This window comes from Emticicia sp. (assembly GCF_043780375.1).
Lineage (GTDB): Bacteria > Bacteroidota > Bacteroidia > Cytophagales > Spirosomataceae > Emticicia.
Window position 1 is genome coordinate 1 of the sequence record NZ_JAYWCU010000202.1, and the last position, 13878, is coordinate 13878.

The 13878-nt window shown below is 33.5% G+C and carries 15 protein-coding genes and 1 tRNA gene; 7 read left to right on the top strand and 9 right to left on the bottom strand.

Going from position 1 to position 13878, the window contains the following annotated elements; translation table 11 throughout:
* Nucleotides 1–168 precede the first annotated feature (168 nt).
* The gene (locus tag ACH2CJ_RS15890; RefSeq protein WP_394993938.1) at nucleotides 169–1179 is read right to left on the bottom strand and encodes a rhodanese-related sulfurtransferase; all 1011 of its coding nucleotides are present in this window, start codon (nucleotides 1177–1179) and stop codon (nucleotides 169–171) included.
* A gap of 153 nt (nucleotides 1180–1332) precedes the next feature.
* Between ACH2CJ_RS15890 and ACH2CJ_RS15895 the strand changes: the two genes are divergently transcribed.
* A complete protein-coding gene (locus ACH2CJ_RS15895) occupies nucleotides 1333–1974 on the top strand; it encodes a deoxynucleoside kinase (RefSeq protein ID WP_394993939.1) in 642 nt (213 codons plus the stop codon).
* 42 nt (nucleotides 1975–2016) lie between these two features.
* Here the strand turns inward: ACH2CJ_RS15895 and ACH2CJ_RS15900 are convergent, their stop codons facing one another.
* Both ACH2CJ_RS15900 and ACH2CJ_RS15905 read right to left on the bottom strand, forming a co-directional pair.
* Nucleotides 2017–3504 carry an LptF/LptG family permease gene (locus tag ACH2CJ_RS15900; RefSeq protein WP_394993940.1) on the bottom strand — a complete coding sequence of 496 codons (1488 nt, stop codon included), beginning with the start codon at nucleotides 3502–3504 and terminating at the stop codon, nucleotides 2017–2019.
* 102 nt (nucleotides 3505–3606) lie between these two features.
* Nucleotides 3607–3990: an START-like domain-containing protein gene (locus ACH2CJ_RS15905; protein WP_394993941.1), complete on the bottom strand. Its 384-nt coding sequence runs from the start codon at nucleotides 3988–3990 to the stop codon at nucleotides 3607–3609.
* 190 nt (nucleotides 3991–4180) lie between these two features.
* On the opposite strand from ACH2CJ_RS15905, the gene ACH2CJ_RS15910 reads away from it, so the two are divergent.
* Nucleotides 4181–4254 (top strand) — tRNA-Met (locus tag ACH2CJ_RS15910).
* A gap of 96 nt (nucleotides 4255–4350) precedes the next feature.
* On the opposite strand, the gene holA is transcribed toward ACH2CJ_RS15910, so the two are convergent.
* Nucleotides 4351–5358 (bottom strand): DNA polymerase III subunit delta, encoded by a 1008-nt coding sequence (gene holA / locus ACH2CJ_RS15915; protein WP_394993942.1) that lies wholly within the window; start codon nucleotides 5356–5358, stop codon nucleotides 4351–4353.
* A gap of 8 nt (nucleotides 5359–5366) precedes the next feature.
* Nucleotides 5367–6017 carry an ACP phosphodiesterase gene (locus ACH2CJ_RS15920; RefSeq protein WP_394993943.1) on the bottom strand — a complete coding sequence of 217 codons (651 nt, stop codon included), beginning with the start codon at nucleotides 6015–6017 and terminating at the stop codon, nucleotides 5367–5369.
* 98 nt (nucleotides 6018–6115) lie between these two features.
* Here ACH2CJ_RS15920 and ACH2CJ_RS15925 point away from each other — a divergent pair, with 98 nt between their 5' ends.
* Entirely contained in the window at nucleotides 6116–6628 is a 513-nt protein-coding gene (locus ACH2CJ_RS15925; RefSeq protein WP_394993944.1) for a peptidylprolyl isomerase, read from the top strand.
* Here ACH2CJ_RS15925 and ACH2CJ_RS15930 read toward each other — a convergent pair.
* Nucleotides 6618–7088 carry a deoxycytidylate deaminase gene (locus ACH2CJ_RS15930; RefSeq protein ID WP_394993945.1) on the bottom strand — a complete coding sequence of 157 codons (471 nt, stop codon included), beginning with the start codon at nucleotides 7086–7088 and terminating at the stop codon, nucleotides 6618–6620. The genes ACH2CJ_RS15925 and ACH2CJ_RS15930 overlap by 11 nt on opposite strands.
* A gap of 120 nt (nucleotides 7089–7208) precedes the next feature.
* On the opposite strand from ACH2CJ_RS15930, the gene ACH2CJ_RS15935 reads away from it, so the two are divergent.
* On the top strand, nucleotides 7209–7823 hold the full coding sequence (locus tag ACH2CJ_RS15935; RefSeq protein ID WP_394993946.1) for a DUF2911 domain-containing protein: 615 nt from the start codon (nucleotides 7209–7211) through the stop codon (nucleotides 7821–7823).
* Between the two features lie 13 nt (nucleotides 7824–7836).
* Here ACH2CJ_RS15935 and ACH2CJ_RS15940 read toward each other — a convergent pair whose 3' ends face one another.
* Entirely contained in the window at nucleotides 7837–9111 is a 1275-nt protein-coding gene (locus ACH2CJ_RS15940) for a M43 family zinc metalloprotease (RefSeq protein WP_394993947.1), read from the bottom strand.
* A gap of 54 nt (nucleotides 9112–9165) precedes the next feature.
* Nucleotides 9166–10116 carry a PhoH family protein gene (locus tag ACH2CJ_RS15945; protein WP_394993948.1) on the bottom strand — a complete coding sequence of 317 codons (951 nt, stop codon included), beginning with the start codon at nucleotides 10114–10116 and terminating at the stop codon, nucleotides 9166–9168.
* A 265-nt stretch (nucleotides 10117–10381) separates the two neighbouring features.
* On the opposite strand from ACH2CJ_RS15945, the gene dnaB reads away from it, so the two are divergent.
* Nucleotides 10382–12010 (top strand): replicative DNA helicase, encoded by a 1629-nt coding sequence (gene dnaB / locus ACH2CJ_RS15950; protein ID WP_394993949.1) that lies wholly within the window; start codon nucleotides 10382–10384, stop codon nucleotides 12008–12010.
* 98 nt (nucleotides 12011–12108) lie between these two features.
* Nucleotides 12109–12867: a glutamate racemase gene (murI, locus tag ACH2CJ_RS15955; protein WP_394993950.1), complete on the top strand. Its 759-nt coding sequence runs from the start codon at nucleotides 12109–12111 to the stop codon at nucleotides 12865–12867.
* 3 nt (nucleotides 12868–12870) lie between these two features.
* Here the strand turns inward: murI and ACH2CJ_RS15960 are convergent, their stop codons facing one another.
* Nucleotides 12871–13368, bottom strand: a complete 498-nt coding sequence (locus ACH2CJ_RS15960) for a GNAT family N-acetyltransferase (RefSeq protein ID WP_394993951.1) — start codon at nucleotides 13366–13368, stop codon at nucleotides 12871–12873.
* Nucleotides 13369–13475: 107 nt separating this feature from the next.
* On the opposite strand from ACH2CJ_RS15960, the gene surE reads away from it, so the two are divergent.
* Nucleotides 13476–13878: 5'/3'-nucleotidase SurE (gene surE / locus ACH2CJ_RS15965; RefSeq protein ID WP_394993952.1), on the top strand; the 403-nt coding region annotated here is incomplete at its 3' end.

Sequence of the window (13878 nt, forward strand, 5' to 3'; positions counted from 1 at the left end):
AATATTAAATCATGCGGTTTAAGATTAGGATAGTTTGATGCTGTTTTGATTGTAAAAAGCAAAAAAATACCTGAAATTCTACCCAAAACAAATATTATAGCTGATGAGCAAATTAAAATAAGAATAATTAAATTACGTTTTTTCATCCGAAAGCTATGTTTATCAAAATTAAAGCCCCAAATCTTCTACAATTTGAAGATTTTTAGTGTTTTTTCTTGTTCTAAATGCAATTTCTGGTTTATAACCTTCGGTATTCTTGGCATAATATCCTGTTCCGTCATAAAAACGTTTTCTTGGATTTTCTCTACAGGTCACAGAGCAAGCTCCTTGCATTTCATCTCCGCATTTTTCACAAATCGGAATATGTTCATTACAGTCAGGATTGGCACAATTGACCATTCTATCACTATTAGTTCCACAAATATGGCATTTTGATATAATAACTGGGTTTATTTTATTCACCTCGGCCGTTAAACGATTATCAAAAACATAACATTTTCCGTCAAAGTCTTCCCCACCTTCTTCCAAACCATATTTAATTATGCCACCGTGTAACTGATAAACATCAGTAAAACCTTGAGAAAGCAAATAAGCACTTGCTTTCTCACATTTGATACCACCTGTGCAATAAGTAATTATTTTTTTATTTCGCAAATGCTCAATTTCATTTACATGATCGGGCAAATCTCTGAGATTTTCCATGTCGAAAGTTATTGCACCCTTAAATCTTCCAACCGAATGTTCATAATTTGAACGCATATCTACCAACACAACATTAGGGTCATTTTTGAGTAATTGCTTAAATTCAGCAGGTTCAAGATGCGTTCCCGTTTGTTCCAATGGATTGACTGGTAGCTCAGAATGCACAATTTCCTTCTTGATTCTTACATACAATTTCGCAAAAGTATGTACATCACTTTTTTCAACCTTAAAATCAACACTAATAAATCTTGGGTCAGCTTTTATCCAAGCCATGTATTTTTCGCAATCTTCGGCGAGCCCAGAAACTGTTCCGTTTAGTCCTTCGGGAGCAACTATAATTCTTCCTAAAAGTTGATTATCTAAACAAAATTGATGGTGCAAGTCTCGGTATTCGACTACATTATTGATTGGTGAATAAATGTAGTATAACAAAACATTGTATTTTGCTATGTTGCCGGTTTTCTCTTCTATTTTCATTGATTTTTCAAAATATCCAAATGTAAGTTGGATTTGAATTTGTGCAAAATTACGAATTATACTTAGTTTTTCAATGTTCTACAATCAAAATTGGAGGTTATAAAAAATTTATTCTACCTTTGAATTTTGAAGAACAAACCCTAAAATTAGAGAATGCACATTGCAATTACAGGAAATATTGGTGCTGGAAAAACAACTTTAGCTACAAAATTGGCTCAACATTATGGTTGGGAGGTACTTTATGAGGCCGTTGATGGAAATCCATATTTGCCGCCTTTTTATGATGACATGAAAAAATGGGCATTTCATTTACAAATCTATTTTCTAAACAGCCGTTTTGAGCAAGTTTTGAAAATAAAAAAGCTGACCGAAGAAAAAACAATTATTCAAGACAGGTCGATATATGAAGATGCGTATATTTTTGCACGCAATTTGTTCGACTCTGGAAAATTTAATGAAACGGACTATCGAACATATCAGGGGATGTTTAATACCATCACACAAGCTATTTCGCACCCCGATTTGATGATTTATTTACGAGCTGATTTACCCAAGCTTCAAAGACAAATAAAAAAACGTGGGCGTGACTTTGAGAAAAATATCGACCCAAGCTATTTAATCAGCTTGAATAAACTATACGAAGATTTTGCAAATTTATATACTCATGGAAAATTAATTATTATTGACGTAAATGATTTAGATTATGCTGAAAACGAAAATGATTTTAATCACATCGTTGATATTATTGACAAAAATATAAACATGGGAACACAATTGAAGATTCAAACACTTTGAAAAAGTGAATGGATTAATAACAAAATCATTTTCATATTACCCTTAACCTATTAACTTTTTATTCTTTACTGCCTTCCTTTGTTGCCAGTATGTTTTTATTTTTTCTAAATAAACATCATATATGTCGCTTTCAAACAGACGTGCATCGTTGGTTGCTTTATAAAGGAAATAAAGTCCAAACAACAAAAGAACGAAATCGGGCATCCAAACACCAATAATTACAGGCCAAATACCTTCTTTAGCATATTTATCGCCCAATTGCATCAAAATATACATCAAAATAAAGAAAGTGATCGACAACAAAACGGGCATTCCGAAGCCTCCTTTTTTGATGATAGAACCCAATGAAGAACCAATCAAAAACATAACAAAACATGCAAATGCCATCGTAAATTTGTGCCATTTTTCTACTTCAGCCTTAAAAACATCCCTTCTTTTACTAAGAAAAACATCATTATTAGTTGAAAACTGGTCTCTAAGGTTTTTTGCTTGAGAAATTGCCACTTCAAGAAACTCCATGTTTTTCATGTCTTTATCTAAAGGTTCAATTTTGGCATCAATCCATTTTCCAGCTAATATTTTCTTTAATTTTACAGAGTCTTTTTTTGAAGTATCAATTGGGTATTTTTTCAAATGAAAATTGTAAAATTGACCAATATTTTCAGCTTGATTTTTTTGAGAGATTACTAAGTCACGTCTAATTGAATCTATTTGAATGTTAAGTTGAGAAATATTTTTCATGTATTCATGGTACTTAAACTGAGATTCGTCGGTACGTTTCATACCAAAAGATTCTAATGAAAACACTATTTTATTTTGTTTGAAAGCATTTTTTACAAATTGAGTTTCGTTATAGCTTCCACCAGTATTACTTTTATAATCGACGTAATTTGTGCCATTGAAAAGCTCGAAAACTAAGTAATTATTGTCATACATGGTATACATTTTTCCTGAATCTGCCAAAGTCACATTTACATTGCCATCATTTGTATTATGGTTATAAATAGTAACCCCTTTCAAAGTTATTCCATCAGAAAATTTCTTTAAAACCTTAATTTTGTAGCCTGGAATCTCACGATAAAAAATACCTTCTTTCACATTTAGCGTAACTTTCGTGGTTTTAACATCATAAAGCAAGCTATAACCTTTTAAATTTGCCCAAGGATTGATGGTATTATTAAACCAAAGCGAAAATAAACTTACACCAAAAGCAAAAATAACTGCAGGTAAAAGTACACGAGAAATTGGAATTCCTGCAGATTTGATGGCTGTAAGTTCTGAATACTCGCCCAAATTGCCGAAACACATCAGAGATGCTAATAGCACCGAAAGTGGCAGAGATATAGGAACTGTGATGAAAGAAAAATACAAGAAGAGTTTTCCAAATACGTCTAAACCTAAGTCTTTTCCGACAAAATCGGCGAAATAGAGCATGATGAAACGCATCAAAAAAATAAAAACTACCACGCAGGTAGTTAATATAAATGGTCCTATAAAAGAACGTATGACTAACAAATCAATTTTTTTCATGCGAAGCCCAGCGATATATTGCCCAAAAGAATGAAACACAAAATTCCATTAGGAATTTCATTTTCGCAAGACCTTTAAGTTATTTTAACAATCAAGTCTTTTTCAACCTCCCACAATCTCTTTTAGTTTATCTACCATTCCATCCCAAATGTCTTCCAATTCGGTTTCATCGTGGTTATCAGAATTATCAGTTACCTTCAAAAAAGTAGCATTCGTAAGCTCACTCTGTTCTAATTTAAATTCTACATAGTTGCCTTTTTGATCATCTTTCAGAAAGTCAAACTTTACCAATTTATTCAATCGTTGTGAAGATAATCGAGCTGGATGACTTTCATCGTCCCAAAGAAAATCAAAATTTGAGTCATTCGTATATTTAACTTTTGTAGCAAACCATTGCTGTAAACCAGCTGGTGTGCTGAAATACGGATATAAAACCTTTGGCGATGCCCGGAATTCGTATTCACGAGAAAACTTGTATTTTTCCATAACACTAATAAATTTAGAAATGATAATTATCAGATTCGATTTAGTATGAATGAATCACTTTTCCAAGAATTACTATAAATATTTCTGAAATTATTGATTCTTAAAATAGATTTTTTGCAATGTAAGAAAACTTTGACTAATTTTGCAATATTATAATTAGAGCGAATAATATTCAACTTTAATTAATTACTGCGGGATAGCTCAGATGGTTAGAGCGTAGGATTCATAACCCTAAGGTCGGCGGTTCGATCCCGCTTCCCGCAACTACTAAAAAGCCTCAATTTGAGGCTTTTTGCGTTTTTGAAAACTAAACAAATTAATCCCAACGAAATTATCAGTGGGTTCTTCTTGGCAAAATATTTAATGCAAAATTTCAAAAATCAGCTTTTTCAAAATATCTACTTCATTTTCTTCACCCGTTTCAACGCCTTTTGATTTTAAATCTGAAATTTTCAAGAAATGAATTATATGGGTTAATTTCTGAAAAGAATAGTTTCGAGAAGCATTAAGATAATCTTTTGCAAAAAAAACATTGACTTTTAATAATGAAGCGACGGCACTTTCAGATTTATCGTTAGAAGCTTGAATGAGTAAAACTTTGCTGAAAAAAATATATAAAATTATCAGAATCGGTTGAATCGGATTATCCTTTGGGCTGTTGCCAAAGTAAATAATAATTTGATTGGCTTTTAATATATCTCGTTGAATTAGTGCTTTTTGAAGTTCAAAAACATTGTATTCTTTGCTGATACCTACATATTTCTGAATCACGTCAGCATCAATACCATCGCCTAATTTTACATTTAATACAACTTTATCTATTTCACTCGTGAGTCTTTTCAAATCATTTCCGATGTGTTCGATAAGCAATTGAATGGCTTTCATACTTATTTTTACGCCTTTTCCATGACAATAACTTGCCACAAATTCGGGCAATTGATTATCATAAAACTTTTTGAAGTTTTGCAACACACCTTTCTTTGCAAATGCTTTCACCCAAGTTTTTCGCTCGTCTTGGGCATTCCCAAAACACAAAACCAAAATTGTAGAACTTAATGGATTTGTGGCATAATCTTCCAACATTTTTTGATTTTCTTTGAGGTCAATACCTTGAATTTGATTGGCATCTTTCACTATAACCAATTGTCGCTCGGCCATCATTGGGAAACGACGAGCATAGTTGAGCAAAGCACCAACGGTCAATTCTTTTCCAAAAAGCACAAACTCATTAAAGCTTTTTTCATGTAAAGGAATTGCCAAATTTTGTATTTTATCGGCAATTTGCTCAATATGAAATGGTTCTTCTCCATGAAGAAAATATAAGGATTTGATTGAATCTTTTTTGATTGATTTTAGAATTTCGGACATATACTTAATCAACGAGAATCGTACATAATACGTCTCTGTAATTTAAAATTTGAAACATTATACCCTTTTTCTTCTAAAAATGCTTGACATTCAGCCATCATCATTGGGAAGAATTCTTTAAATTTTTCATCAAATAAATCATAATGCAATTTCAAATCTTCAACTGCATTTTCCATATTCGATTCATAAACGGTACGGCGAGAAATGCTGGTCAAGGCTCGTTCAATCCCCCAAAACTCACCATAATTTTTAAGCCAATCATGGTTTATCATAGATTCTATCAACGGTTTCATTTTTTCTGGTAAAACTTCCCAATGATTTTTAAAAGACAAGTAAACTCTTTTTCTGAAATCATGTGCTGATTCAGACGAATATTCATCCCAATGAATAGCTAAGTAATGGTCGAAAAATATATCAATAACTACGGCTGCATATTTGTGGTATTTTTTATAAAGCACTGATTTACAAGCACTAACTGAAGAATTAGTATCGGTAAAACTATCAATCAAACGATGTAGCAAAATACCATTTTTTAAATTGTTATCGTAATTTTGGTTACGAGGATGGTCTATTCTTCCAACAACAAAATCTTCCAAAAGATTGCCAACTAAAATCTCCTCGGAGTCACCCGAAAGAAATAAATGTGCTAAAAAATTCATTAAATAATATAGAATTTGTACGTTTGCGACAAAGTTAAAAAAATAACTTACTCTTTGAATATAAAATCAATAAAAGGCGATACATCGCTGATTAACTTATGAAAATTGAATCGAATAAAGTAGTAAAATTAGTATATGAATTGTACGTTGGCGAAGGTGATAAACGAGAAATGGTGGAAATTGCCGGTGAAGACGACCCAATGGTTTTTATCCATGGCTTGAGTGGACTACCCGAGGAATTTGAAAACCAACTAATCGGATTTTCAGCAGATGATACATTTAATTTTACTGTTAGTGCCGAAGATGGTTATGGAAATATTGATGAAGAAGCCTTGATTGATTTCCCAATTGAACAATTCAAAATCGAAAACGATGAAGTGCCAGAAGGAATGTTAGAAATCGGCAATTTTATTCCTTTTGCCAATGATGAAGGAAATAAAATGACTGGAAGAGTAACAGAGGTTTTTCCTGAATATGTCATTTTAGACTTCAATCATCCTTTGGCGGGACAAACCATGCACTTTACTGGACATATCATTTCGGTAAGAAATGCTAATCCTGACGAACTATCTCACGGTCATGTGCATGGAGAAGGTGGAGTTATTCACTAAATTGTATGACCTCTACTCCAAATTTTCTCAGAAAATCTACGCCTTCATCATTGGCAATGCCTTTGTATTGGGCGTAGGATTTCCAAAACAAAACTTTTTTTATTTTCATCGAATATATTACTCTTGCACAAGCAATACAAGGCGATAGCGTAACATAAAGCGTTGTTCCTTCAATATTTGCACCATTTTTTGAAGCATACAAAATGGCATTTTGTTCGGCATGAAGAGCCAACGAACAACTCCCTTTCGAATCACGTGGGCAACCTTCATTCGGAAACTCCTCGTCGCAATTATGTGTATGAGCTGGTGGCCCATTATATCCAATAGAAATGATTCGAGTATCTTTTGTCAAAACTGCCCCAACCTGAGCTTTTACACAATGTGAGCGTAAGGCAAGGTTTTTTGCCAAATCCATAAATATATCATCAAAATCGGGCTTTTGATTCACAACTTTTTCCATTTTATAACGTTTATTTTTTAGGCAAATAGCAATCGCCTATCATAATTTAGCCAACAAACTATACCGTCGAGAGCTAAATATTTACCACATAATTATAATTCTTGTTCAAAACGCAAAAATATGAAATCTTACTCAATTGGTCTTGTTTTTTTATTTATTAGTTTTTTATCATTGGCTAAAAACAATGTAATGTCATTTGGTAAAGTACCATCCGATAGCATTGTTAAACCACAAATTAGAAATAGCCCGATTGTGATTGCAAACCTTAAAACGGCCGAAAATCACTATGTAAAATGCACTTATGGTCAACCATTAAAGAAAGGTAGAGTGATTTTTGGTGACCTTGTACCTTTTGGAAAACTTTGGAGAACCGGTGCCAATGAAGCTACAGAAATAACTTTTACAACCAATATCAAAATTGGAAAAACTTCTTTACCCGCAGGAACATATACTTTATTTAGCATCCCTGATAAAAATAAATGGACAATCATACTTAACTCTGACTTAGGTCAATGGGGCGATTTTACTTATAATGCTGCTAATAATGTATTGACTTTTGAAGCACCAATTAGTAAAAATAGTGATATTTACGAAGGTTTTACAGTACAGTTTGATGACCAAACTGGCGGTTTTAACATGAATTTACTTTGGGATGATACAAAAATAACAATACCGATTCAAGTAGTTGATAAAATTGTAGAATTAAATACTGGAAGAAAGAAAAAAAGGAATTGAAAAATTCGAATAATTAAAACAAAGCCAATCTTTTTTGGACTTTTTGAATATTTGAAGTTACAGTCAAAAAATAATTTCCTGCTGGCAAATCTTTGGTTTTAAGCGTTACAATGGTACTGGGTAAATCAGAAAATGATTCGGTATATACTTCTCTACCAAAAATATCACTAATTTTTACCTCAAAATCTTGAAAATTCGGCAATAATACCTGCACTTGAACATTTGTACTTATAGTTGGATTTGGAAAAATTACTGCTTGCAATGTAGATGATGGTGGTAATTGAAATTTGGCAAAATTTACAACTCTTCTGCGGCGTTTACTTAATTCTAATGCAGCTCTCATTCGGTCTTTTTGACCCTGAGTAAATATATTCATGCACGAATCAGGCGAGTAATCCATGTAGTCTTCAATCAAATTTCTGGTTCGAGTACCTGCACAAGTCGAAAATACATCTTTACAAAAAGCCGAACTATTTGCTCCTGTTGACTGTGGTGTATCTGCAACATAATCAGTTCCGCAACGCTCATCTCCCCAAGGATGATAAAGACCTAACCAATGGCCAATCTCGTGTGTTGTTGTTCGCCCAAAACTATATAAACCTTTAGTATTTGTACCCGTTTTTTTTCCAAATGTGGTATAATCAATGTAAACACCATCAAGGTTTTCAGTAGCTTCTGTTTCCAAGCCCTCCACAGTTTCGGCATAAGGAAACTCTCCGTAACCAATATAACCTGAACTCAAAGGTGCAACCCAAATATTCAAATATTTATTACTATCCCAATACGATAGATTTGACATGATCAAACGGTCATTGTCGTTTATAATATTAAATGAGGTTTTTGAACTAAAAGAACGAGTAATACCCGATGATGGTTTTCCGTCGGGGTCAATGTTTGCTAAAAAAAACTCGATTTCAGTGTCCGCTCCAATCGCATTCGAATTAAACCCCATGGTTCCAATTTTTCTTCTGTAATCTTCATTAATTACCTTTATTTGCGAAAAAACTTGTTCATCAGAAATATTAGTTCCTAAAAAAGCATTACTAACTTGGTTGTGAATGACATGAACTACCACAGGAATTCTGATGATTTCGGCAGCTATACGAAAGTTTTGTTGCCCTTTCATATAGATTTCAAGTACCTGCTCATACTTAATTTTTCTGAGTGAAAGTTCGGGATGAGAAATTTTTGAGATTGAATCACAAGCAGCATTTGCACAAATGTTTGTTTTTTGTGCAATTGAGCTAAAATTGAGCAGTAAAATTATTATTATGCAATACTTTTTCATCCCATACAAAACGTGTAAAATTTAATTTTTAGTTGCGATTGTAATCTGAAAATTTCAACTTTTATCCGAATGTTCATAAGCTTTCAAAATATCTCGCACCAATTTATGACGCACTACGTCACGGTCGTCTAATTCGATAAAACCGATACCAGTAATATTTTGTAAAATATGTAGAGCATCTGCCAAGCCAGATTTTTGTTTTGTTGGTAAATCAATTTGTGTTTTATCACCTGTAATAAAAGCTTTAGATAGTGGGCCCATGCGAGTCAAAAACATTTTAATTTGCATAGGTGTAGTATTCTGTGCTTCATCTAATAAAATAAAGGCATTATTGAGTGTTCGCCCTCTCATGTAAGCGAGTGGGGCAATTTCAATCGTACGATTTTCTATAAAAAACTTTAATTTTTCAGCAGGAATCATATCATCTAAAGCATCGTATATTGGACGAAGATACGGGTCAATTTTTTCTTTTAAATCTCCTGGCAAAAAACCTAAATTCTCTCCTGCTTCTACCGCTGGACGGGTAATAATGATTTTCTTAACCTCTTTATCTTTCAAGGCTTTTACAGCTAAAGCTACGGCTGTGTAGGTTTTTCCTGTACCAGCGGGGCCTGTCGCAAAAACAATATCAAACTTCTTTCCAGCCTCTACCATTCTTTTCTGATTGGCAGTTTGTGCTTTAATCGCATTGCCTTTGGTGCCAATCAAAATTACGTCATCATCAGGAATTTCGTGTGTTGCTGATTCAATGTCGGCCTTTATATAGCTACGAACCTGATCTGCGGTCAGTCGTCCATATTTTTCTAAATGTTGAATCAGAGCCTCTAAAACATCCGAAATTCTATGTATTTCCTCAACATTTCCTTTAATTAATATTTGATTTCCACGAGAAATAATCTTACTCAACGGAAATGCTTTTGCAACCTCTTTGATATTATTATTTTCTACACCCAGAAAATCTGTCAATGAGATTTCTTCATCCAACGTAAATACTTTATCTGTCAAAATTATATTTTGTTTAGTTTAAATGTTTAGCGTATATAACCCGATTAATTTATTAATTTTACAAATAAGGTTCGGACTTTTAGCCCAGACCTTTTAGACTCCCAAAGTTCAAAAATTATTCACATATTTGGTGAGTTTTCCACAAAAAAATATCAAAAAAAAATTTTTTACTTGATAATCAAGTAATTAGACTGAAAACGAAAAATATTCAAAAACAGAGTTACTTTTTTGAGAAAATAATTTTCCTTAACATTGTATTAATATTATGGAAAAAAGTTACCAAAATAACCCGTCTAACAGCAATCAAAACCCAAGAGGTTTTGGCAAAAACCTCTTTTTGGAAACTTTAAGATCTGAATCAGGCAAACTTCCACCACAAGCTGTCGAACTCGAAGAAGCCGTTTTAGGTGCTTTGATGATTGAAAAAGATGCCCTCACGGCAGTTGTTGATATTCTCCAGGATTCAAGTTTTTATAAAGAATCTCATCAAAGAATTTATAAAGCAATCATTTCTCTTTTTGGAAAATCGGAACCAATTGATATGCTCACCGTAACGACTCAATTGAGAAGTACGGGCGAATTGGAGTTTGTTGGAGGTGCTTCTTATTTGGTAAAACTGACTAACAAGGTCAATTCTGCTGCCAATATCGAATACCATGCACGTATCATTACACAGTCGGCTATTAAGCGTGATATGATAAAAATTGCGGGTGATATTTTAAGAGATGCCTACGAAGATACAACTGATGTATTTAATTTATTAGATAAAACAGAACAGACATTCTTTGAGATTTCGGAAAGAAATATTCGTAAAAACTATGCCGATGCCAGCACTATCATGCGTGCTACGATTGAAGAATTAGAGAAAAAGAAAAATAATAAAGACGGTTTGACGGGCGTAGCCAGTGGCTTTACCGAACTTGACCGAATTACGAGTGGTTGGCAAAATACCGAATTGACGATTATTGCGGCCAGACCAGCCATGGGAAAAACTGCATTTGTAGTGTCAGCCATGCGAAATGCTGCAGTTGAGTGGAATATTCCAGTGGCGATGTTTTCTTTGGAAATGTCGGCTACTCAATTGATGTTGCGTTTGATTTCGGCAGAAGCCGAGATTGATAGTAATAAATTAAGAAAAGGAAAACTTGAAAATCATGAGTGGGTACAATTGCACCAAAAGATAAAAAATCTTTCTAATGCACCCATTTATATTGATGATACTCCTGCCCTATCTATTTTAGAAATGCGGGCAAAATGCCGTCGTTTGAAGGCTCAGTTTGATATTGGTTTGGTTATTATTGACTATTTGCAGCTAATGACTGCCGATAGCGGTGGTGGTTCGAAAGGTAATCGTGAGCAAGAAATTGCGTCAATTTCTAGGGCCATGAAAAACCTTGCTAAAGAAATAAATGTACCCGTAATTGCACTTTCACAGTTGAGTCGTGCCGTTGAAACCCGTGGTGGAGATAAACGTCCACAGTTATCTGACTTACGTGAATCTGGTTCGATAGAGCAAGATGCCGACATGGTTATGTTTTTGTATCGTCCTGAATATTATAAAATTACGCAAGACGAACAAGGAAACTCAACCGAAGGTGTAGGTGAAGTAATTATTGCCAAAAACCGAAGTGGTGATGTAGATACAGTGAAATTACGTTTCATCGGTAAATACACTAAATTTACCGATTTAGATGGCTTCTATTCTCCGTTACCAGGGCAAGATAATTTTGGTGATTTCAATATGCCAAAACCTATGGCTTCGGCTCGTTCTTTAGAAAATTTTGAGCAAAATGCTCCTCCAAGTTCAATGCCAAATCCTGGTGGAGCATTTACTATCCCAAGTAAAGCAAACCAAGCTCGAAATTTAGATGATGAAAAGGAGTTTCCGTTCTAAAAATAATTAGTGAATGAGCTAATATTAAACTTGTTATTTATTAAAACTCATTGATTATCAGCAAATTAGAAAACCAATTTTTACTTATATAAAGATTAATGATAGGCGTTTTTGATTCTGGTATTGGTGGACTCACACTTCTGCATGAAATCATTTTGCAATTGCCAGATGAGCAGTATTGCTATTATGCCGATACTGAAAACGTACCTTATAGCACTAAAACAGAAGACCAAATAAAATCTTATGTTGATGAAGCAGTAAATTATTTTTTTCAACGAAAAGTAAAAGTAATCGTTTTGGCGTGTAATACTGCTACAAATGTATGTATTGAAGATTTAAGAAGCCGATATACTTTGCCCATCATTGCGATTCAGCCTGCAGTAAAAGTAGCAGTTGATAATGACCCACTCCATCGAAAAATATTGGTTTGTGCAACACCAATTACACTTCGTTCTGTCAGATTCCAGCGATTAGTAGATTTATTAGGTGCAAATAATTTGGTAGAAAGATTGGCTTTGCCTGAATTGGTAAAATTGGCAGAGGCTGAGATTTTCGATGAAAAAGCTACGCAATATATCAAGGATTCATTAGAACAATTTGATATAAAAAGGTTCGGTTCTCTTGTATTAGGTTGCACACATTTTACTTATTTTGAGCCAATTTTCAAGAAAATTGCTCCACATTTAAGCATTTATGATGGTAATGAGGGTACAGCAAGGCATTTGAAAAATATTTTAGGAAGGTTAAATTTGAATTCTAAAGAAAAATTTTCAGTTGAATATATTGAATCTGGAAACCCTACCCAAAATATCGAGCGATTTGAACGGTATATCGAACGAGTTAAACTATTGAGCTGATTCTCAAACCAACTGTTTTCGCATTACAAAGTCATTCATCCAATAAGATCCGATAGGAATATCTTCTTCTAAAATAACCTCAAAACCTAATTTTTCATAAAAAAAACGTGCTTTATTGTATTTATTTACATTCAAGTCAAGCGTTTTCCCATCCAAATCTCTTAGTTGATCTTCTACTTCAAGTAATAATTTTTTACCAAAACCTGCTCCCTGAAAGTCAGGGTCTAAGTATATTTTATTCAATTTATAAATACATTTCTCTTCTTCTTTTATTGAATAAGATGCAAATGCAACTATTTGTTCATCAGAAAATTGCAGAACAAAAACTTGTCCAGCGACCATTTGATCGGCAAGGGCATGTTCATTATAAATCAAATCAAACATAAATTTGGATTGTTCTTTTCCTAAAATGGGTTCATAAGTAACAAACCATGTTTTTTCTGCAATTAATCGAATCTTTGTAATATCTTCGTAAGTAGCTTTTTTGTAAGTAATAATCATAGTGTTCTAAAAAATTCTTCGCAAATATAAACTCTGCTTACATAACATTTTGTTAATTTGCATCAAAATATTATTAGCGAACATGAAGTTTGCCTCACATTCAAAATATGAAACCACTTATATTAGTTACTAATGATGACGGAATCACTTCAAAAGGCATTTCGGTTCTGATTGAAGTTGTACGAAAAATCGGAGAAGTGTTTGTTGTTGCACCCGACAGCCCAAATTCGGGTATGGGACACGCAATTACAGTTGATAGTACAATTCACGTAAAAAAATCAAAATTATTTAAAGGTATTGAGGCCTACGAATGTTCGGGAACTCCAGCCGATTGCGTAAAATTAGCAAAGCATCATTTTTTGAAAGACAGAAAAATTGATTTAGTCGTTAGTGGCATTAATCATGGAGCCAATGCTTCAATTTCGGTGATATATTCTGGCACAATGTCGGCAGCGGTAGAAGGAGCAATTGAAGGAATTCCTTCAATTGGGTTTTCGATTGATGATTTTA